The sequence below is a fragment of the Variovorax sp. TLI9-5A genome, assembly GCF_056867935.1.
Map to the genome: position 1 here is coordinate 1,050,693 of NZ_CP200310.1, position 20,471 is coordinate 1,071,163.

Here is a 20,471-nt window from a genome sequence, read left to right on the forward strand (position 1 = left end):
CAGAAACCAGAAGGCCCGCCATGGGGGGACTGCTCCGGTTCACGATGGACCTGTTCGAGGGGCTGGGGAGCGAGTTCGCGCCTCCGGCGCCCGCGCCGGCACGCCCGCGCCGTCCGAAGAAGCCCAAGCCGGCGGTGCCCCCCGCCATGCAGCCGGATGCGGCGGCTCTTCCTGCGGAGCCTGTCGATCCGCATGCGCCGCCCGCGGTGCCCCTGGCCGACACGCTGACGCTCGCGAACTTCGCCCACCCCCAGGCCACGCGCGAAGTGGTGCTGGGCTCGGCGCGCGTGGCCTACGAGTTCAAGCGCGGCAAGCGCAAGACCATCGGCTTCCTGGTGGGCGCCGAGGGGCTGTCGGTGCGCGCGCCGCGGTGGGTGGCGCTGCGCGACGTCGATGCGGCCATCCACGAGAAGTCGGACTGGATCCTGCGCAAGCTCACCGAGACGCGCCAGCGCCACGCCCGCGTCGAAGCCACGCGCATCGAGTGGAAGGACGGGGCGGGCTTTCCGTTCCTGGGCGAACCGGTCGTGATGCGGCTCGATCCGAAGCACGGCTTCTCGAGCGTGGGCGGCACGCTGGATGCGGCCACGGAAGACGGCGTGCCGCGCGTGCTGCGGCTGGCCGTTTCGCAGAACGCCGAGCCCTCGCAGATCCGCGACGCGGCGCAGGCCTGGCTGATGCGGCAGGCGCGCAAGCTCTTCATCGAGCGGCTGGACCACTTCGCGCCGCTGCTCGGCGTGCGGTGGCAGAAGCTCTCGCTGTCCAACGCGGCCACGCGCTGGGGCAGCGCGAGCGCGGACGGGTCGATCAGGCTCAACTGGCGGCTGATCCACTTCCGGCTGCCGGTGATCGACTATGTCGTCGCGCACGAACTGGCCCATCTGAGGGTGATGGACCACTCGCACCGCTTCTGGGAAACCGTGGAGAGCGTGGTGCCCGACTACGACGCGCTGCGGCAGCAGCTCAAGGACGAGACGGTTCCGCGCTGGAACTGAGGCCGGGGCTCCCCGGCCTCAAGACTGGATCGAGCCAGGGCCTCAGGACACGGCCTTGATGGGGATGTACATCTCGCCCCCGCCCGCCATGAACTCCTTCGACTTCTCCTCCATGCCTTCGCTCATGGCCTGATCCTCGGCCACGCCCTTCTTCGCGGCGTACTCGCGCACTTCCTGCGTGATCTTCATCGAGCAGAACTTGGGGCCGCACATCGAGCAGAAGTGCGCCACCTTGCTCGAATCCTTGGGCAGCGTCTCGTCGTGGAATTCGCGCGCCGTGTCGGGGTCGAGGCCCAGGTTGAACTGGTCCTGCCAGCGGAACTCGAAGCGGGCCTTGCTCAGCGCATCGTCGCGAGAGCGGGCGCCCGGGTGGCCCTTGGCCACGTCCGCCGCGTGCGCGGCGATCTTGTAGGCAATGATCCCCTGCTTCACGTCGTCGCGGTCGGGCAGGCCCAGGTGCTCCTTCGGCGTCACGTAGCAGAGCATCGCGGTGCCGGCCCAGCCGATCATGGCCGCGCCAATGGCGCTGGCGATGTGGTCGTAGCCCGGCGCGATGTCGATGGTCAACGGGCCCAGCGTGTAGAACGGCGCCTCGTGGCAGTGCTTGAGCTGCTCGTCCATGTTCGACTGGATCATGTGCATCGGCACATGGCCCGGGCCTTCGATCATGGTCTGCACGTCGTGCTTCCAGGCGATCTGCGTGAGCTCGCCCAGCGTGCGCAGCTCGGCGAACTGGGCCTCGTCGTTGGCGTCGGCGCCCGAGCCGGGGCGCAGGCCGTCGCCGAGCGAGAAGCTCACGTCGTAGGCCTTCATAATGTCGCAGATGTCCTCGAAGTGCGTGTAGAGGAAGCTCTCCTTGTGATGCGCGATGCACCACTTGGCCATGATCGAGCCGCCGCGCGACACGATGCCGGTCATGCGGTTGGCCGTCAGGTGGATGAAGGGCAGGCGCAGCCCGGCGTGGATGGTGAAGTAGTCGACGCCCTGTTCCGCCTGCTCGATGAGGGTGTCGCGGTAGATCTCCCAGGTCAGGTCCTCTGCCACGCCGCCCACCTTCTCGAGCGCCTGGTAGATGGGCACGGTGCCGATCGGCACGGGGCTGTTGCGCACGATCCAGTCGCGCGTGGTGTGGATGTTCTTGCCGGTGGAAAGGTCCATCACGTTGTCCGCGCCCCAGCGGATGGCCCACACCAGCTTCTCCACCTCTTCCTCGATGCTCGAGGTGACGGCCGAGTTGCCGATGTTGGCGTTGATCTTCACCTTGAAGTTGCGGCCGATGGCCATCGGCTCGACTTCGGGGTGGTTGATGTTCGCGGGAATGATCGCGCGGCCGCGCGCCACCTCGTCGCGCACGAACTCGGGCGTGATGATGCGCGGAATGTTCGCGCCCATCGGGTTGCCCGCCACGCGCCTGGCGCGTTCCTCGTTGGCGAGGTACTCGGCCATCCATTCGCGCTTGCCGTTCTCGCGCAGGGCCACGTATTCCATCTCGGGCGTGACGATGCCGCGGCGTGCGTAGTGCATCTGCGTCACGTTGCTGCCCGACTTCGCGCGGCGCGGCGTGCGCTGCAGCGCCGAGGCGCCGGCGCGCAGTTCGGCCAGGCGCTGGGCGTCGCGGTCCTCGTTCTTGGCGCCGTCGTCCAGCGCGTGGTGCACGCGGCCTTCGTAGCTTTCGGTGTCGCCGCGTTCGGCGATCCACGCGCCGCGCACGTCGGGCAGGCCGCGGCGCACGTCGATCTCGACCTTCGGATCGGTGTACGGGCCCGAGGTGTCGTAGAGCGACACGGTCTCGCCATTGGTCAGCTGCACGTCGCGCACGGGCACGAACAGGTCGGGCCGGCTGCCCGGAATCACGCACTTGTGCGACGCGGGAAAGGGCTCGCGCGTCAGCGAAAGCAGCGAGGTGAACTTGTCGGGGGCATTCATCGGAGGCACTCCTTGTTGAGGAAAGGGTGCTCCGCAATCGCTCGGTGGTCTTCGGCAAATGCCCGTCACGGGAAGGTGGACGGACCGAAGTCAGGGAGTGCAGCTCTTCTTACGCCGGTATGACCCGGATCAAGTTCGCGGGTCGGCAGCTTTGCCATCTCAGCACGCCACATGCGTGCACCCCGGAGCGGGGCCGATTGTGCGAGCCTCGGACCGTCGCGTCAACCCGCGGGTTGTTACCGCAGGTCGCCGTCGAGGTAGTACCAGCGGCCGTCCGCGCGCACGAAGCGGCTGCGCTCGTGCAGGCGGGTGGCGGCGCCCGAGGGGCCGCGCTGGCGCGCGACGAACTCGATCTCGGCGTGGTCGGCGTCGAGCACAGAACGCGCGCGGACGTCCAGCCCGAGCCATTTGACGCCCGGCTCGAACTCGATGGAGGCCGGGCGTTTCGAGGCATGCCAGGTGGCGAGCAGGTACTCGCCGCGCTCCAGCACGAAGGCCGAATAGCGCGAACGCATCAGCGATTCGGCATCGGGCGCGGGCGTGTTGTCGAAATCGTCGAGGTAGCGGCCGCAGCACTGGGCGTGGGGAACGGGCTTGTCGCGGCGGTCGGTCCGGCCGCAGGGGCAGGGGCCGGAGAAGGACCCGGGGAGGGACCCGGGGAATGGGGCGGAGGCACTCATGAAGACCCACATTGGAACACCTCGCGGCCCTTGTGCCGAGAGGGCAAGCCCGCGGATGGGCCATGAAGGCCGATTCGCGGCGATGGCCCGCTGCACGCGCTGCGCGTCGGCGGGCTTGCGGATCAGCGCATGGCCCCGGAAACGACGGCGACAGGCCCTACCGGAACATCACCCACTCGGGCCGCACGTTGAAGCGCACCGGCAGGATGCTCACGCCCAGCCCGCTGGTGACGTACATGCGCCTGTCCTTGTGCGTGGTCCAGCCGTAGGCCCATTCGCGCGGGGCGGCGCCCGGCACGATCAGTGCGCCATAGCCCGGCACGCTCACCTGCCCGCCGTGCGTGTGCGAGGCCACCACCAGCCCGCGCGTGCGCGGCATGGTCGCGAAGCTGAAGGGGTCGTGCATCATGACCAGCGTCGCCGCGCCGGGCGGCACGCCGGCCAGCGCGCGCATCGGCTCCGAATGGCCGGTGGAATGGTCGCCGATGCCGACCACCCAGATGTCGTGGCCGGGCAGGCGCGTCGAGGCGTTCTCCAGTACGCGGATGCCCTGTGCGGTGAGTGCCTTTGCCGTGCGCTCACCGTCATGCCACCAGTCGTGGTTGCCGAGCACCGCATACACGCCCTGCGGCGCCTTCAGCTTGCCGAGCACGGCGGCCATGTCTTCGATGGGCAGGGGCTCGTCGTCTTCACCCGTACCCGCGAGGAAGTCGCCGGGCAGCAGCACCACGTCGGGCTGCGCGGTGTTGATCTCGTCGACGATGCGCCCGGCGCGCTCCACGCTGGTGATGCGCCATGCGGAGCGGGATGTGAGATGCCAGTCGCCCGCCACCGCGACCTTCATGCCGGCGGGCGCCTGCCATTGCGCCGAGCTCAGGGGCTCGACGCGTGCAGCCACCCAGCGTGGCTCGATGACGAAGCTCCAGACGGCCAATGCCGCGAGCACGAATGCCGCGGCATGCCACCAGCCCGGGCGTCGCCCTCGGCGCTCGCTCACGTCACGCCAGCGCGCGTTGGATCAGCAGCTTCTGGATGTCCGAAGTGCCTTCGTAGATCTGGCACACCCGCACGTCGCGGTAGATACGCTCCAGCGGAAAGTCGCTCACATAGCCGTAGCCGCCCAGCGTCTGGATGGCGGCGCTGCACACGCGCTCGGCCATCTCGCTCGCGAACAGCTTGGCCATGGCGGCTTCCTTCAGGCAGGGCAGGCCGGCGTCGCGCAGGCTGGCCGCATGCCAGATCAGCTGGCGCGCGGCTTCGATCTGCGTCGCGCATTCGGCAAGGCGGAAGCCCACGGCCTGCTGGTCGAAGATGGAGCCGCCGAAGGCCTGGCGCTCCTTGGCGTAGGCCAGTGCGGCGTCGAAGGCGCTGCGCGCCATGCCCACGCTCTGAGCGGCGATGCCGATGCGCCCGCCTTCCAGCGCGCCGAGCGCGATCTTGTAGCCCTCGCCCTCCGCGCCGATCAGGTTCTCGCGCGGAATGCGGCAGCCGTCGAAGTTGATCTGCGCGGTGTCGCTGCTGTGCTGGCCCAGCTTGTCCTCCAGCCGCGCCACGTTGTAGCCGGGTGCGTTCGTCGGCACGATGAACGCGCTCATGCCGCGCTTGCCCGCGCCCTTGTCGGTCACCGCGATGACGATGGCGACCTGCCCATTCTTGCCGCTGGTGATGAACTGCTTCACGCCGTCGATCACGTAGCCGTCGCCGTCCTTGCGCGCGGTGGTGCGCAGGCTCGAGGCATCGCTGCCGGCCTGCGGCTCGGTGAGGCAGAAGGCGCCGAGCATCTGCCCCTGCGCCAGCGGCTCGAGCCATTGCTTCTTCTGCTGCGCGTTGCCGTAGCGCAAGAGGATGGCGTTGACGGGGCAGTTGGTCACGCTGATGGCGGTGCTGGTGCCGCCGTCGCCGGCCGCGATTTCTTCCAGCACCAGCGCGAGCGTGAGGTAGTCGAGGCCGGCGCCGCCATGCTCCTCGGGCACGCAGATGCCGTAGGCGCCCAGCGCGGCGAGGCCCTGGTGAGCCTCCTTCGGAAAGCTGTGTTCGCGGTCCCACTTCGCGGCGTTGGGCCAGAGTTCGGCTTGCGAGAAATCGCGCACCGCGTCGCGGATGGCTTCCTGGTCGGCGCTGAGCAGCATGGCGTTGTCTCCTGTCTTTCTTGTCTTGTTCGCGCTTCTTCTATTACTTGCCGGCGCCGAGGTCCATGATGAGGCGAGCGGCCATGTAAAGGCGGCGCGGGATCGCGCTGATGTCCACGTACTCGGCCTTGTCGCTGTGGTAGCCGAAGCCGGGCAGGCCCAGGCTCTCGATCACCGGCTTGCCCGAGAGCGCCGCATAGGCCGCGTCGGTGCCGCCGCCGGTGCGCTCTTCCACGCCCAGGGTGCCGCCGGCTTCCTTGTAGTAGGCCACTGCCTTGTCGACCAGCTTCTTGCCGCCTTCGCCTGCGTTGAAAGCCGGGCGGCCGCGCGTGACGATCACCTTGACGTCGGCCTCGGGCAGCTTCTTCTGCTGCGCGCGCTCTTCGAGCGTCTTCATGGCGGCGTCGAAGTCCTCGTTGCGCGCATAGCGCACGTCGGCGTTCAGCGTGGCGCTGGCGGGAATGATGTTCGAGACGTTGCCGGCCTTGGCGATGGTCCAGTTGAAGCGCAGGTTCTTCGACTTGTCGTCGATGTTCATCGTGCGCAGCACCAGGTCGGAAGCCTCGACCAGCGCGTTCACGCCCAGCTCCGGCGCGGCACCCGCGTGCGAGGCCTTGCCGGTGATGTTGACCTGAACGTAGGCGATGCCCGAGGTGCCCAGCGAGAGCTTTTCGTCGCCAGCGCTGGTGGGCTCGAAGGAAAGCACGTAGTCGGCCAGCTTGGCTTCTTCCTGGATCAGGTCGCGCGAGCCGAAGGAGCCCTTTTCCTCGTCGGTGTTGAAGAGCACGGTGATGGTGCCGTAGTCGCGCACGCCGTATTCCTTCAGCAGCTTGAGCGTGTGCAGGATGACCGCGTTGCCGCCCTTGTCGTCGGCGATGCCGGGGCCGTAGGCCTTGTCGCCCTCGACGCGGAAGGGCGCCTTCGCGAGGATGCCCTTCAGGTAGACGGTGTCCATGTGCGACATCAGCAGCAGGTTCTTGCCGCCGCGGCCCTTGATCTTGCCGACGATGTTGTCGCCCACCACCAAGCCGGCCGACTTGCTGCGGGTGACGGTGAAGCCCAGGTTCTTGAGTTCGCCCTCGAGGTAGTTGCCCGCGGCGGCGATGCCTTCGGCGTCACCGGTGCCGGTCTCGATGTTGACCAGCTTTTCCAGCGTCTTGATCACGGCCGGCTGCTCGTCGGTGGCTGCCTGGAACAGCACGTTGTCGCGCTTCTGGGCCAGGGCGGAACTCGCCACGAAAGCGGTGGCCAGCACGGCAGCGATGGCGGTGCGGTGGATGGATGGGCGCATGAAATCTCCTGCTCTACGCATTTATTTGAATGTCTGGATGAAAAAAGCTGGCGAGCGCCCCTGCTCGGACGCTCCCAGCCCCGCTCTTATAGCAATTCGAGCGCCACGGCCGTGCCTTCGCCGCCGCCGATGCACAGCGTCGCCACGCCGCGCGTCTTGCCGCGCGCCTTCAACGCATGGATCAGCGTGACCATGATGCGCGCGCCGCTGGCGCCGATCGGGTGGCCCAGCGCGCAGGCGCCTCCGTGCACGTTGACGATGTCGTGCGACACGTCGAGTTCGTGCATCAGCGCCATCGGCACCACGGCGAAGGCTTCATTCACTTCCCAGAGGTCGACGTCGCGCGCCTTCCAGCCGGTCTTGGCGAAGAGCTTCTGCACGGCACCGACGGGCGCGGTGGAGAACCACTCGGGCTGTTGCGCGTGCGTGGCGTGGCCGACGATGCGGGCGATGGGCTTCGCGCCGATCTTCCTGGCGTGCGACTCGGTCATCATCACCAGCGCGGCCGCGCCGTCGTTGATCGACGAGCTCGATGCGGCGGTGATGGTGCCGCCCTCCTTCTTGAACGCGGGCTTGAGCGTGGGGATCTTGTCGAGCTTGACCTTGCCCGGGCCTTCGTCGACCGAGATCACGGTCTCGCCACCGCGCCCCTTGACGGTGACGGGCGCGATCTCGTCCTTGAAGAGGCCGGTGTCGGTGGCCTTCTTGGCGCGTTCGACGCTGGCGATGGCGAAGGCGTCCTGCTGCTCGCGCGTGAACTTGTACTTGGCGGCGCAGTCCTCGCCGAAGGTGCCCATGGAGCGGCCCGGCTGGTAGGCGTCTTCGAGGCCGTCGAGCATCATGTGGTCGAAGATGCGGTCGTGGCCCATGCGGTAGCCGCCGCGGCCCTTGAGCATGAGGTAGGGCGCGTTGGTCATGCTTTCCATGCCGCCCGCCACCATCACCTCGTGCGTGCCGGCCAGCAGCAGGTCGTGCGCGAGCATCGCGGCCTTCATGGCCGAGCCGCACATCTTGCTGAGCGTGACCGCGCCCGCGCTGTCGGGCAGGCCGCCCTTGTAGGCCGCCTGGCGCGCCGGCGCCTGGCCCTGGCCTGCCATCAGGCAGTTGCCGAACAGCACTTCGCCCACGCTGTCGGGCGCGATGCCGGCGCGCTCGACAGCGGCCTTGATGGCTGCGCCGCCGAGGTCGTGCGCGGAGAGGGACGAGAAGTCGCCCTGGAAGCCACCCATGGGGGTGCGGGCGGCGCCGACGATGACGATGGATTCGGACATGCTGGTCTCCTTCGGAAATGTGAAAGCGGAATCGGAAAGGGAAAAGAAAAGCGATCGGTCAGAAATGCGTCGCGTGCCCTTCGTGCTGGAAGCGCTGCGATTCTTCGTACGGGAACACATCAAGCATCTGCCCGGCCTGGATGCGTTCCTTGTGGTGCTGCCAGAAGGCGGCGTCGAGCAGGTCGGCGTGGTGGGCCATGAAGGCCTCGCGCACGTCCTTGTTGCCCAGCAGGAAGGGCTCGAAGGTTTCGGGGAACACGTCTTTCGGGCCGACCGAATACCAGACCTCGCCGCTCATCTCTTCTTCCTCGTTGCGCGGCTCGGGCACCTTGCGGAACTTGCAGTCGGTGACGTATTCGATCTCGTCGTAGTCGTAGAACACGACCTTGCCGCCGCGCGTGACGCCGAAGTTCTTCCACAGCATGTCGCCGGGGAAGATGTTGGCGGCCACCATGTCCTTGATGGCGTTGCCGTATTCGACGACCGCATGTTCGAGCTGGTCCTTCGCGCGCTTCGCATGCGCCGGGCTCTCGGGGTTGGCCAGCGTGTCGAAGGCTTCCTGCAGGTAGATGTTCAGCGGGATCATGCGCCGCTCGATGTAGACGTGCTTCACCACGACCTCCATCTCCCCGTTGCCGTCGCGGTCGCCGATTTCCAGCTGGCTGGGCGCGAACTTGCGGATCTCCTCGATCAGCCCGGGCTCGAAGCGGTCGAGCGGAAAGCCCACGTCGCTGTACTCCAGCGTGTCGGCCATGCGGCCCACGCGGTCGTGCTGTTTCACGAGCATGTACTTGCCCTTGATCTGCTCGCGCGTGGTGTCCTTCTGCGGCGGATAGAAGTCCTTGATGACCTTGAACACGAACGGGAACGACGGCAGGTCGAACACCAGCATCACCATGCCCTTGATGCCGGGTGCGATGCGGAAGCGGTCGCTCGAATAGTTCAGGTGCGAAAGGAAGTCGCGGTAGAAGAGCGTCTTGCCCTGCTTGGCCAGGCCCAGCGCGTTGTAGATCTCGGCGCGCGGCTTGCGCGGCATGAGCGAGCGCAGGAACTGCACCCAGGCAGAGGGCACCTCCATGTCGACCATGAAGTAGGCGCGCGCGAAGCTGAAGAGCATCTGCAGGTCGTCTTCGCCGAAGAGCGCGGCGTCGATGTAGAACCGGCCGTGGCTGTCGTGCAGTATGGGCAGCGAGAACGGAAGCTCGGTGAAGCCGTTCATGATCTTCCCGACCACGTACGCGCCCTTGTTGCGGAAGAACAGGCCCGACAGCACCTGCAGCTGGAAGTTGGCGCGCAGCTTGACCTGGTGGAAGCGGTTCAGGATGACGTGCGCCACGCGCTCCGCGTCGCGCCGCTTGTTCGCAAAGGTGCCGAGCAGCGCGAAGTCGTCGAGCATCTGCTCGATGGTGTCGGCCAGTGTCTCGGGCGACGGGTAGTAGGGACGGTAGGTGGGCGCGCCGCGCGGCTCGATGTACTCGGTGCTGATGGCCGGGCGCACGAAGATGAAGTCGTTCTGGAAGTACGCCCTATGCAGGATCTTCGTGGTCACCGAGTTGAAGAAGGTTTCGGCCAGCTCGGGCTGGTGATGGTCCACCAGCAGCCCGATGTAGTGCAGCTTGATCTGGTGCCACACGTCCATCGGCTGCTCGCCCGCCTTGAACTCCTTCTCGAGCCGGGCCACGGCCTCGCCCACGCGCAGGTCGTAGAACTCGATGCGCTCGCGCTGCGCGCGCTGCTGGCCATGCCAGTCGGCGGTTTCGAAGCGGTGCTTGGCGCGCGCCGACTCGGCCCTGAACAACCGGTAGTGCCGGTTGAAGCCGTCCATCATCGCCTTCGCGATGTCGTAGGCCAGCGGCGAGTCGAGGCGCTGCGGGAACATGGCGGCGCGAGACAGCGGATGAAGGGCTGCGAGCCGCCCGGAATCAGGCCGGCTCGGAGCCGCTGACCGCGGCCTGGGCCCCGATCGAACGCACCACCTCGCCGGGCTTGCTCCACTTGTGGCGGATGCGCTGCACCGTTGCCTTGTAGGCGGCGTCCAGCGGCTGCGTGCCGTCCACGCTCAGGCCCAGGTCCTGCAGCAGGCCGTCGTGCACGCCGAAGGTCCAGCCGTGGATCCTGACCTTCTGGCCGCGCGCCCAGGCGTCGACCATCACGGTGCTGACGGCCACGTTGACCACCTGCTCGGCCACGTTGAGCTCGCACAGCGCATCGACGCGCGCTTCCTCGTCGGGCAGGCTCTCGAGCATCACGTGGTGGCGGTCGCGCACGTCCTGGATGTGGCGGATCCAGTTGTCGGCCAGGCCGATGCGCTTGCCGCTGAGCGCGGCCTTCACGCCCGCGCAGCCGTAGTGGCCCACGACCATGATGTGCTCGACCTTCAGGTGCTCCACCGCGAACTGGATCGCCGAGAGCGCGTTGAGGTCCGAGTGCACCACGATGTTGGCGACGTTGCGGTGCACGAACACTTCGCCAGGCTCCAGCCCGGTGATCTGGTTGGCGGGCACGCGGCTGTCGGAGCAGCCGATCCACATGTAGCGCGGCGTCTGCTGCTTCACCAGCCCGGTGAAGAAGCCTGGCCGGTCGCGCTCCATCTGGGCGGACCAGGCGCGGTTGTGGGCGAAGAGGTCGTCGAGGTTGTCGGGTTTTTCGGACATAGTCGGCTATTGTCGATGAGAGGTGTATCAGGCCTTGGCTTCGGCCGGTTTCTGGGCCTTGCCGGCCTTCTGTGTCTTGCTTTTCTGCGCCTTGGCGAGTGTTGCCCGCCCTTTCTTCTCGTGCTCCTTCACTTCGGCGAGGTTGGCCTGCAGCTCGGCAAGCTGCGCTTCGAGCTGGGCCCGGTGGGCGCCCAGCACGCCGAGGAATTTTTCCAGCTGCGGGACGGTGTCGCGCGGGCTGTCGTACATGTCGAGGATGTCCTTGGCCTCCGTCAGGCTCAGGCCGAGGCGCTTGGCGCGCAGCGTCAGCGTGAGCCGGGCCCGGTCGCGCGAGCTGTAGACGCGCTGCAGCCCGGCGCGCTCGGGCGCGAGCAGGCCCATGTCCTCGTAGAAGCGGATGGCCCGCGTGGTGAGGTCGAACTCCTTCGCGAGCTGGCTGATGGTGAAGGTCTGCGCGGGCATGACGACGGTGGCGAAAAAGGGCTTGTTCGGGGGCGTTACGGGCGCGACAGCAGGTTTTCGCCGCGATCCCTACAATGGTGCCCTTGACTCATGACGTTTACGTAAACGTCAATCTTACATGAACCTCCTCGAACGCGAACTCCACTACCCCCTCGGCGACACGCTCCCCGAGCCCGGCCAGACCCTGGAAGTGGCGCCCGGCGTGCGCTGGATCCGCATGCGGCTGCCCTTCGCGCTCGACCACATCAACCTCTGGCTGCTGCGTGACAGCATCGACGGCGTCGAGGGCTGGACGGTGGTCGACTGCTGCATCGCCCGCGACGAGGCGCGCGCGCAATGGGAGCAGGTGTTCGAGACGCAGCTGCAGGGCATGCCGATCCTGCGCGTCATCGTCACCCACATGCACCCCGACCACATCGGCCTGGCCGACTGGCTGTGCAAGCGCTGGAACGTGCCGCTGTGGATCAGCTCCACCGACTACCACGTGGCCCGCGTGCTCAGCACCGCCGGCGACACCCTGGCGGGCGGCGAGCAGGCGGCGAGCTTCTTCGCCTCGCACGGGCTGACCGACCCCGAGGCGGTCGCCAAGATACGGGCGCGCACCAACTACTACGCGAACATGGTGCCCTCGGTGCCCGACAGCTTCGTGCGCATGCTCGACGGCGACATCGTCACCATCGGCGGCCACGCCTGGCGCTGCATCAGCGGCTATGGCCACGCACCAGAGCACATCTCGCTGTACTGCGACGAGCTCAAGCTGCTGCTGGGCGGCGACATGATGTTGCCGCGCATCTCCACCAACGTAAGCGTGCACGCGGGCGAACCCGAGGCGAACTCGCTGCGCCTCTTTCTCGACAGCATCGACAAGTTCAAGGCGTTGCCCGCCGACACGCTGGGCCTGCCCTCGCATGGCAAGCCGTTCAGGGGCATCCATCGCCGCGTCGACCAGCTGCAGGAGCACCACCGCGACCGCCTGGCCGAGCTGCTCGAAGCCTGCACGGCGCGCGCGCTGACCGCCGCCGAGGGCCTGCCGATCCTGTTCAAGCGCGAACTCGACCTGCACCAGATGACCTTCGCCATGGGCGAGACCGTGGCGCACCTGCACCTGCTGTGGTTCTCCGGCCAGGTGAAGCGGGAGCTGGGCAAGGACGGCATCTACCGTTTCGGCGCCAAGGCCGCCTGACCTAAACTCCCCGGATGGACACGCTGGCTCAGCTGCGCGCGGGCCGGCTGGCAGGCGCAACACGTATCGACCTCTCGTGCGGACTCACCGAGTTCCCGCGCGAGGTCTTCGACCTCGCCGATTCGCTGGAAGTGCTGAACCTCTCGGGCAATGCGCTCGACACGCTGCCCGACGACCTGCACCGCCTGCACAGGCTGCGCGTGCTGTTCTGCTCCGACAACCGCTTCACCACGCTGCCTGAATCCATCGGCCGCTGTCGAGGCCTCGACATCGTGGGCTTCAAGGCCAACCGCATCCGCACCGTGCCGGCCGATGCGCTGCCGCCTTCGCTGCGATGGCTGATCCTCACCGACAACGAAATCGAGCAGCTTCCCGATTCGCTTGGCGCATGCACGCGGATGCAGAAGCTGATGCTCGCCGGCAACCGCCTGCGCACGCTGCCTGATTCGATGGCGAAGTTCGAGCATCTCGAACTGCTGCGCATCTCGGCCAACCGTTTCGAGACGCTGCCCGGGTGGCTGCCATCGCTGCCGCGCCTGTCGTGGCTCGCCTGCGCGGGCAATCCTTTCGACACCCAGGCCGAGGACGCGGCCATCGTGGCGCAGTCGGTGCCGCACGTCGACTGGAGCGAACTCACGCTGGGTGACAAGCTCGGCGAAGGTGCATCGGGCGTGATCCACCGGGCCATACTTGGCGCCGACTCGCAGCCGGTGGCGGTCAAGCTCTTCAAGGGTGCGGTCACCAGCGACGGCTGGCCGCACAGCGAAATGGCCGCCAGCATCGCGGCCGGCGCGCATCCCACGCTGATCGCCGCGCAGAGCCGCATCGACGGACATCCCGAAGGCACCGAGGGCCTCGTGATGGCGCTGGTCGATCCTGCGTTCGCCACCCTCGCCGGGCCGCCGAGCCTTGTATCGTGCACACGCGACGTCTACGCCGAAGAGGCGAAATGGACCGCCGACACGGCGCTGCGCATCGCTCGCGATATCGCCTCGGCCATGCAGAATCTGCACGCGCGGGGGATCCTTCACGGCGACCTCTACGCGCACAACATCCTGTGGCATGCGCAGGGCGGCGGCCGGCTCGGCGACTTCGGCGCGGCATGGCTTACCGGTGCGCTCGACGCGCAACAGACGAAGGCATTCCAGGCGCTGGAAGTGCGGGCCTTCGGCTGCCTGCTTGAAGAACTGCTCGACCGCTGCACCGACACACCGCCGCCAGAGATGCCGACGCTGAAAGACCGTTGCCTGCACCCCGACGCATCGGCACGCCCCACCTTCGCCGAAGCCTTGTCGGCACTGCAGCAACACGCCCCCCTGCCATGACCCGCCGCCGGCCAACGCAAATGCCGCTGCCCACGCGCGACGGCGTAGGCCCGAGCTGCACCGGCTTGCCGTACGGCCCCTGGCCGACCATCGCGCAATACCTGATCGAGCGCTTTCCCATCATCACGCCCGAAGCCTGGCTTGAGCGCATCGAGGCGGGAGACGTCGTCGACGAGCACGGCGTGCCGGTGACCGCCACGCGCCGCTACCAGTCGCCGCTGCGCGTCTACTACTACCGCACCCTCGATGGCGAGGCGAGCATTCCTTTCGAAGAGGAGGTCGTCTTCCAGGACGACCAGTTGCTGGTCGTCGACAAGCCTCCCTTCGTGCCCGTGACGCCCAAGGGCAAGTACCTGAAGGAAAGCCTGCTGGTGCGCCTCAAGCGCAAGCTGAAGCTCGATGACCTCGTGCCGCTGCACCGGATCGACCGCAGCACCTCGGGGCTGGTGCTGTTCTCGGTGAAGCCCGCCACCCGGGGCGCCTATCAATCCATGTTTCCCGAGCGCCGCATCACCAAGCACTACGAGGCCGTGGTGCCGTGGCGCGAGGGCGTGTCGTCGGTGCCGGCGGTCTACCGCAGCCGGCTCGTGGACGACGACCACTTCATGCGCGTGCGCGAAGAATCCGGCGAGCCCAACTCCGAGACGCGCATCGAAGTGCTGAACGTGCACGAGGGCCGTGCGCTGTTGCGGCTGTCACCCATCACCGGGCGCAAGCACCAGCTGCGCGTGCACTGCATGGCACTGGGCATGCCGATCGTGAACGATCCGATCTATCCAGTGCTGCTGCCCGAAGGGGCCGACGACTTCGGCAAGCCCATGCAGCTGCTGGCCCGTTCGCTGGCCTTCACCGACCCCGTCACAGGCGAGCAGCGCAGCTTCACCAGCCCTCGCAGCCTGCTGCTGACACCGAGGTGACGCGCGCGCGGCGCCGCGCGCACTAAGCTCGTTTCCTGAATCCGATCGATCCATTCCCGTACGCATTCAATCATTCAGGAGACATCCGCATCATGGACACCACCCAACTCTTCTCGCTGAAAGGCCGCACCGCGCTGATCACTGGCGGCTCGCGCGGCATCGGCCGCATGATCGCCGAGGGCTTCCTGGCTCAGGGCGCGCGCGTCTACATCTCGGCGCGCAAGGCCGCGGCCTGCGACGAGACGGCGAAGGAGCTGTCGGCCTTCGGGCATTGCGTGTCGCTGCCGGCCGACGTGTCGACGCTGGAGGGGGCGCAGGCGCTGGTCGATGCCTATGCGAAGCACGAAGGCTCGCTGGACATCCTGGTGAACAACGCTGGGGCTGCGTGGGGCGCGCCGTATGAAGAGTTCCCGGAAAGTGGTTGGGACAAGGTGGTGGATCTGAACCTGAAGACGCCTTTCTTCCTGACCAAGGCGTTGACGCCGATGCTCAAGAAAGCCGCCACTGACCATCTGGCGAAGGTGATCAACATTGCGTCGATCGACGGGATTTCGGTCAACCCGCAGGAGACGTACTCCTATGCGGCGAGCAAGGCGGGGCTGATTCAGCTTACTCGGCGCATGGCGCTGCGGCTGGCGCAGGATCGCATCGTGGTCAGTGCGATTGCGCCGGGGGCGTTTGCTTCGGATATGAACAAGGTGGCTCGGGATCATGGGGATGAGATCAAGGGGCGGATTCCGGCGGGGCGGATTGGGGTGCCTGAGGACATGGCGGGGGCTGCCATTTACCTTGCCTCGCGGGCTGGGGACTATGTGATGGGGTCTACGTTGGTGGTGGATGGGGGCGTTACGCACGCGCGTTGATGGGTTTTGCTGGGCCTTTGTTTTCCGGGGCCGGGACTCGCCCCGGCGGGCGACCTACTTTTCTTTGCTTCGCCAAAGAAAAGTAGGCAAAAGAAAGGCGACCCCACTGTCTGCGACCCCTTCGCGTTGCTACGGGGCAACCTGCGGTGCTCGCGTTTCGCGGGGTCTCGCAGAACTCGCTTCGCTCAAACAGCTGCGAGCCCTTGTCCGCGAAACGCTGCGCTCCTCGGCGCAGCCAGAGGGGAGGGGAGACGCCCGGGCCTTTGCTTCGCTCGGCCACCAAGGCACGGCAGGCGCTTCGCGCTTGTCGTGCTTGGAATGGGGCGGTGGGGTTGTTGGACTTGCGTGCGTGGTTTGCGCCTCAGGAATAGTTCAGAACCTGCATCTGCTGCCGAGCGAAGCGAAGGCCAGTCCAGGCTGTTCAAAAGCCGAGCGCAGCGATGGCGCGTGTCGATCCCTTCTGGCTGCGCCGAGGAGCGCAGACGTAGGAGGGATCAGGGCCGCAGCTGTTTGAGCGAAGCGAGTTCTGCGGACCCCCTCCTACGTCGAGCACCGCAGGTTGCCCGTAGCGAAGCGAAGGGACGCAGACAGTAGGGTCGCCTTTCTTTTGCCTACTTTTCTTTGGCGAAGCAAAGAAAAGTAGGTCGGCCGCCGGGCCGAGACCCGGCCCCGGAAAGCAAACCCCAAAAGCCGATTGCTACCATCAAGGCAACCCAAGTCAGGCCCCCAAAAAGCAATGTCCCCTTTCCCCTTCTCAGCAGTCCTATTCGACTGCGACGGCGTCCTCGTCGACTCCGAACCCATCACCAACCGCGTCCTGGCACAGATGCTCGGCGAGCTGGGCTGGCAAATCACCACCGAAGAATCGATGAACACCTTCACAGGCAAAGCCGTGAAGGACGAAGCCGCCCTGATCGAACAAAAGACCGGCTTCAAGATCACCGACGATTGGCTGAAAACCTTCCGCGCCCGCCGCAACGAGGCCCTGGAGCGCGACCTGGTCGCCATTCCGCGCGCCCCCGAAGCCATCCGCGAAATCCACGCCAGGCTCAAGGGACGCATCGCCTGCGCATCGGGCGCCGACCGCCACAAGGTCGAGCTGCAGCTCGCCAAGGTCGGCCTGCTCGACTGTTTCCAGGGTCGCATCTTCAGCGGCCACGAGATGCCGCGCTCCAAACCGCATCCCGACGTGTACCTCGCGGCCGCCGAGGCACTCGGTGTGGACCCCAGGCGCTGCGCCATCGTGGAAGACACCGTCACCGGCGCGATGGCCGGCGTGGCGGCGGGCGCGACGGTGTTCGGCTACAGCACGGGCGAGTCGGGCCACAGCGGTCCCGGGCCGTTGCTGAGCGTGGGCGCGGTGAGGGTGTTCAGCGACATGGCCGAATTGCCCGCGCTGCTTTCGGGCTACGGGCTGCAGGCGGCCTGAGTTTCTGTTGGAATGCGGGGAGTCGAGCCAATCCCCAAGTCCCAGGCAGGCAGAAGGAAGGAAGCAAGCAACCCCATGACCTCCGAATACAAAACCGAGCAGCCCGACCGCAGCGAGATCGACACGCTCACCGGCCCCGCCGTGGTCGAGTTCGGCACCAACTGGTGCGGCATCTGCAAGGCCGCCCAGCCGAACATCACCGAGGCATTCGCCCGGTTTCCGAACGTGCGCCGCATCAAGGTGGAAGACGGCAGCGGCCGGCCGCTGGGTCGCTCGTTCAACGTGCGGCTGTGGCCCACGCTGGTGTTCATGCGCGACGGCAAGGAAGTCGCGAAGCTGGTGCGGCCGGAGGACAGCAAGTCCATCGCCGACGCGCTGGCGCTGATCGACCAGCCTGCCTGATCGGCCCGGCATGGTGCTTGCCCATCGGCGCAGCGCTGCAAGCTCATGAACACCGAACTGCATCAACTCGCGAAGGCGGCCGATCTCGACTCGGAAGCGCGGCGGCTGCTGCGGCTGCGTTTCGGCTTCGCATGCGTGCAGCGTGTGCGGCACTTGCTGGAGTCGCCGGAGGCCGTGGAGGGGCTGGACACGCTGGGCGCATTTCTCGAAGGCAAGGCCCGTTCCGCCGCTCTGGCGTTGGCAGAGCAGCGGATGGCCGTGGTGGCGGGGAGCCATCCGGGTTCCCGTTCCATCGACGGAACGGCCCATGCGGCGGTCTCCGCGACCTATGCCGTGTACCAGGCCGTTGCCGGCCGCGCGCTGCAGGCTGCGGAGTACGCGGCTTACGCAACCGTCTATGCGTACGGCGCCTACGCGATCACCGATCCAGAGGCTTTCGCCGAGGAGTTCGCGTGGCAGGTTTCGGCGCTCGACGGACTGCTGCGCGAAGAGCATCCCCTGTCGGCGCGGGCTGGCTGACCCCGCATCCGAACGCAGCGCCTATTTGTCCCGCTGCCTGAAGTCGCGCGGCGCCTGGCCTGTCCATTGCTGGAACGCGCGCGAGAAGCTCTTCTCGTTGCGAAAGCCCACCGCCAGCGCCACCTGCTTGATCGGCCGCGTGGTGCGGCGCAGCTGGTCGACGGCCATCTCGTGGCGCACTTCGTTCTTCAATGCCTGAAGCGAGGTGCCTTCCTCGTGCAGCTGCCGGTGCAGCGTGCGGCCCGACACGTTGAGCAGCGCGGCCAGCGCCTCGGCGGTGGTGGCCTCGCCGGCGCGCGAGCGCAGCAGTTCGCGCACGCGCTGGCCCAGCAGGCGGTCGCGGCGGTACTGCAGGATAGTGAGCGGCAGGGCGCGCTTGAGCATGGCGCGCAGCGCGCGTTCGTCGCGCTGCAGCGGCAGCGCGAGGTAGCGTTCGTCGAAGGCGATGCCCGCCTGCGGCGCGCCGAAGCGCACGTCCGGCGTGAACATCAGCGGGTAGGCGTCGCTGTGCGGCGGCGCGGAAAAAGGAAAGGCCGCGTGGCGCAGCGAGATGCGCGAGTCGATGGCCCAGCACATGTAGCCGTGCACGAAGCGCAGGATGGTCACCAGGCAGAACTCGCGGAAGGCGTCGTCCAGCGCCCGGTGCTCGGCGATGCGCAGCGTGGCCACGCCTGCGGCCACGTCGAGCGACAGGCCGATGTCGTCGGTCAGCAGCCGATGGTGGCGGCACCAGCGCTTGAGCGCCACGCCCAGGTTGGGCGAGCCCAGCGAGGCACGGCACAGCATGCCGTAGCTGCCCCAGGGCAGGCGGCGGGTGAACCAGCCCAGGGTTTCGTCGTCGAGTTCCTGCATGGCGTGGCCCGACAGCGCCTCGAACTGCGCGGCCGTCACCCGGGCACCTGGCCGCGCCAGCTCGCGCGGCGTGATCTGTGCCGCCTTCAGTGCCTCCGCCGGGTCCTTGCCGTAGCGTTCGTAGGCTTGCGCGATGGCTCTCACGAAGGCCATCGGCGTGACCGCGCGGGTGGGTCGGAGGAGCGACGGAGGAGACATGGCTTGGGCGGCGGGTCGTGGCGCAATTTGCAACCATTGTGGCGCCAATTGAGGCACGGCGAAGCGTAAGCTGCGGACTTTCAAGCAAGCGCCATTCCGCGCGGGTAGCTCTGCGCGCCGACCTCAGAGGAGACAAACCCCATGCACGATCCCGGCCTGAACTTCGACCTGGGCGACACCATCGACTCGCTGCGCAGCGCCATCCAGGACTTCGCCGCCAACGAAATCGCACCGCGCGCCGCCGACATCGACCGCGACAACCTGTTCCCGCACGACCTCTGGAAGAAGCTCGGCGACCTCGGCCTGCATGGCATGACGGTGAAGGAAGAGTACGGCGGCACCGAACTGGGCTACCTGGCCCACATCGTGGCCATGGAGGAAGTCTCGCGCGCTTCGGCCTCGGTGGGCCTGTCGTACGGCGCGCACTCCAACCTGTGCGTGAACCAGATCCACCGCAACGGCAGCGATGCGCAGAAGAGGAAATACCTGCCCAAGCTGGTGAGCGGCGAGCACGTGGGCGCACTGGCCATGAGCGAGCCCAACGCCGGCTCCGACGTGGTGAGCATGAAGCTCAAGGCCGAGAAGAAGAACGGCTACTACGTGCTCAACGGCGGCAAGATGTGGATCACCAATGGCGGTGACGCCGACACGCTCGTCATCTACGCCAAGACCGAGCCCGAGATGGGCGCGCGCGGCATGACGGCCTTCATCGTCGAGAAGGGCTTCAAGGGCTTCTCGGCCGGCAACAAGCTCGACAAGCTCGGCATGCGCGGCTCCAACACCTTTCCGCTGTTCTTCGACAACTGCGAAGTGCCGGAAGAGAACGTGCTCGGCGGCGAAGGCCAGGGCGCGAGGGTGCTGATGAGCGGCCTCGACTACGAGCGCGCCGTGCTCTCGGGCGGCCCGCTGGGCATCATGGCGGCATGCATGGACGCGGTGCTGCCTTTCATCCACGAGCGCAAGCAGTTCGGCCAGAGCATCGGCGAGTTCCAGCTCATGCAGGGCAAGCTGGCCGACATGTACTCGACCTGGCAGGCCACGCGCGCCTACGTGTACGCCGTGGGCAAGGCCTGCGACCGCAACGACCATGCGCGCACCTTCCGCAAGGACGCAGCCGGCGCCATCCTGTACTCGGCCGAGAAGGCGACATGGATGGCCGGCGAGGCGATCCAGGCGCTGGGCGGCGTGGGCTACACCAAGGAATTCCCGGTCGAGCGGCTGTGGCGCGATGCCAAGCTGTACGAGATCGGTGCGGGCACGAGCGAGATCCGGCGCATGCTGATCGGGCGCGAGCTGTTCGCTGAAACGGCCTAGGATGAATCGTGCTGCCTCCTCTTGCTCCCTCTCCCCTCGGGGAGAGGGCTGCGGTGAGGGC

At 67.1% G+C, this 20,471-nt stretch carries 19 protein-coding genes and 1 riboswitch; of the genes, 9 read left to right on the forward strand and 10 right to left on the reverse strand.

Annotation, left to right across the window (positions count from 1 at the left end):
• Window positions 1–20 precede the first annotated feature (20 nt).
• Complete coding sequence (locus tag AC1VNX_RS05135) at window positions 21–995, forward strand: M48 family metallopeptidase (protein WP_483155747.1); 975 nt, start codon at window positions 21–23, stop codon at window positions 993–995.
• A gap of 42 nt (window positions 996–1,037) precedes the next feature.
• On the opposite strand, the gene thiC is transcribed toward AC1VNX_RS05135, so the two are convergent.
• From thiC to AC1VNX_RS05180, 9 genes are all read right to left on the reverse strand, one after another.
• Window positions 1,038–2,921 (reverse strand): phosphomethylpyrimidine synthase ThiC, encoded by a 1,884-nt coding sequence (gene thiC / locus AC1VNX_RS05140; protein WP_483155748.1) that lies wholly within the window; start codon window positions 2,919–2,921, stop codon window positions 1,038–1,040.
• Between the two features lie 89 nt (window positions 2,922–3,010).
• A riboswitch (TPP riboswitch) is annotated at window positions 3,011–3,116 on the reverse strand.
• 41 nt (window positions 3,117–3,157) lie between these two features.
• Window positions 3,158–3,601, reverse strand: coding sequence for a YchJ family protein (locus AC1VNX_RS05145; protein WP_483155749.1), 444 nt, complete (start codon window positions 3,599–3,601; stop codon window positions 3,158–3,160).
• 157 nt (window positions 3,602–3,758) lie between these two features.
• On the reverse strand, window positions 3,759–4,598 hold the full coding sequence (locus tag AC1VNX_RS05150; RefSeq protein ID WP_483155750.1) for a metallophosphoesterase: 840 nt from the start codon (window positions 4,596–4,598) through the stop codon (window positions 3,759–3,761).
• Between the two features lies 1 nt (window position 4,599).
• Window positions 4,600–5,730: an acyl-CoA dehydrogenase family protein gene (locus tag AC1VNX_RS05155; protein WP_483155751.1), complete on the reverse strand. Its 1,131-nt coding sequence runs from the start codon at window positions 5,728–5,730 to the stop codon at window positions 4,600–4,602.
• Window positions 5,731–5,773: 43 nt separating this feature from the next.
• Window positions 5,774–7,021, reverse strand: coding sequence for a glutamate carboxypeptidase (locus AC1VNX_RS05160; protein WP_483155752.1), 1,248 nt, complete (start codon window positions 7,019–7,021; stop codon window positions 5,774–5,776).
• 86 nt (window positions 7,022–7,107) lie between these two features.
• Window positions 7,108–8,292: an acetyl-CoA C-acyltransferase gene (locus AC1VNX_RS05165; protein WP_483155753.1), complete on the reverse strand. Its 1,185-nt coding sequence runs from the start codon at window positions 8,290–8,292 to the stop codon at window positions 7,108–7,110.
• A 58-nt stretch (window positions 8,293–8,350) separates the two neighbouring features.
• Window positions 8,351–10,171 carry a bifunctional isocitrate dehydrogenase kinase/phosphatase gene (gene aceK, locus AC1VNX_RS05170; protein ID WP_483155754.1) on the reverse strand — a complete coding sequence of 607 codons (1,821 nt, stop codon included), beginning with the start codon at window positions 10,169–10,171 and terminating at the stop codon, window positions 8,351–8,353.
• A gap of 43 nt (window positions 10,172–10,214) precedes the next feature.
• Complete coding sequence (can, locus tag AC1VNX_RS05175) at window positions 10,215–10,946, reverse strand: carbonate dehydratase (RefSeq protein WP_483155755.1); 732 nt, start codon at window positions 10,944–10,946, stop codon at window positions 10,215–10,217.
• Window positions 10,947–10,973: 27 nt separating this feature from the next.
• A complete protein-coding gene (locus tag AC1VNX_RS05180) occupies window positions 10,974–11,408 on the reverse strand; it encodes a MerR family transcriptional regulator (RefSeq protein ID WP_483155756.1) in 435 nt (144 codons plus the stop codon).
• Window positions 11,409–11,526: 118 nt separating this feature from the next.
• Here AC1VNX_RS05180 and AC1VNX_RS05185 point away from each other — a divergent pair, with 118 nt between their 5' ends.
• From AC1VNX_RS05185 to AC1VNX_RS05215, 7 genes are all read left to right on the forward strand, one after another.
• Window positions 11,527–12,591: an MBL fold metallo-hydrolase gene (locus AC1VNX_RS05185; protein WP_483155757.1), complete on the forward strand. Its 1,065-nt coding sequence runs from the start codon at window positions 11,527–11,529 to the stop codon at window positions 12,589–12,591.
• Window positions 12,592–12,605: 14 nt separating this feature from the next.
• Complete coding sequence (locus AC1VNX_RS05190) at window positions 12,606–13,916, forward strand: leucine-rich repeat-containing protein kinase family protein (RefSeq protein ID WP_483155758.1); 1,311 nt, start codon at window positions 12,606–12,608, stop codon at window positions 13,914–13,916.
• Window positions 13,913–14,833, forward strand: coding sequence for a pseudouridine synthase (locus AC1VNX_RS05195; protein ID WP_483155759.1), 921 nt, complete (start codon window positions 13,913–13,915; stop codon window positions 14,831–14,833). The genes AC1VNX_RS05190 and AC1VNX_RS05195 overlap by 4 nt, the downstream gene beginning before the upstream one ends.
• 92 nt (window positions 14,834–14,925) lie before the next feature.
• Window positions 14,926–15,696 (forward strand): SDR family oxidoreductase, encoded by a 771-nt coding sequence (locus AC1VNX_RS05200; RefSeq protein WP_483155760.1) that lies wholly within the window; start codon window positions 14,926–14,928, stop codon window positions 15,694–15,696.
• A gap of 736 nt (window positions 15,697–16,432) precedes the next feature.
• Window positions 16,433–17,125, forward strand: a complete 693-nt coding sequence (locus AC1VNX_RS05205) for an HAD family hydrolase (protein ID WP_483155761.1) — start codon at window positions 16,433–16,435, stop codon at window positions 17,123–17,125.
• A 75-nt stretch (window positions 17,126–17,200) separates the two neighbouring features.
• Entirely contained in the window at window positions 17,201–17,527 is a 327-nt protein-coding gene (locus AC1VNX_RS05210; protein WP_483155762.1) for a thioredoxin family protein, read from the forward strand.
• Between the two features lie 45 nt (window positions 17,528–17,572).
• Window positions 17,573–18,046, forward strand: a complete 474-nt coding sequence (locus AC1VNX_RS05215) for a hypothetical protein (RefSeq protein ID WP_483155763.1) — start codon at window positions 17,573–17,575, stop codon at window positions 18,044–18,046.
• 21 nt (window positions 18,047–18,067) lie between these two features.
• On the opposite strand, the gene AC1VNX_RS05220 is transcribed toward AC1VNX_RS05215, so the two are convergent.
• Complete coding sequence (locus AC1VNX_RS05220; protein ID WP_483155764.1) at window positions 18,068–19,096, reverse strand: AraC family transcriptional regulator; 1,029 nt, start codon at window positions 19,094–19,096, stop codon at window positions 18,068–18,070.
• Window positions 19,097–19,237: 141 nt separating this feature from the next.
• Between AC1VNX_RS05220 and AC1VNX_RS05225 the strand changes: the two genes are divergently transcribed.
• A complete protein-coding gene (locus tag AC1VNX_RS05225) occupies window positions 19,238–20,410 on the forward strand; it encodes an isovaleryl-CoA dehydrogenase (RefSeq protein ID WP_483155765.1) in 1,173 nt (390 codons plus the stop codon).
• The last annotated feature ends 61 nt before the right edge of the window (window positions 20,411–20,471 follow it).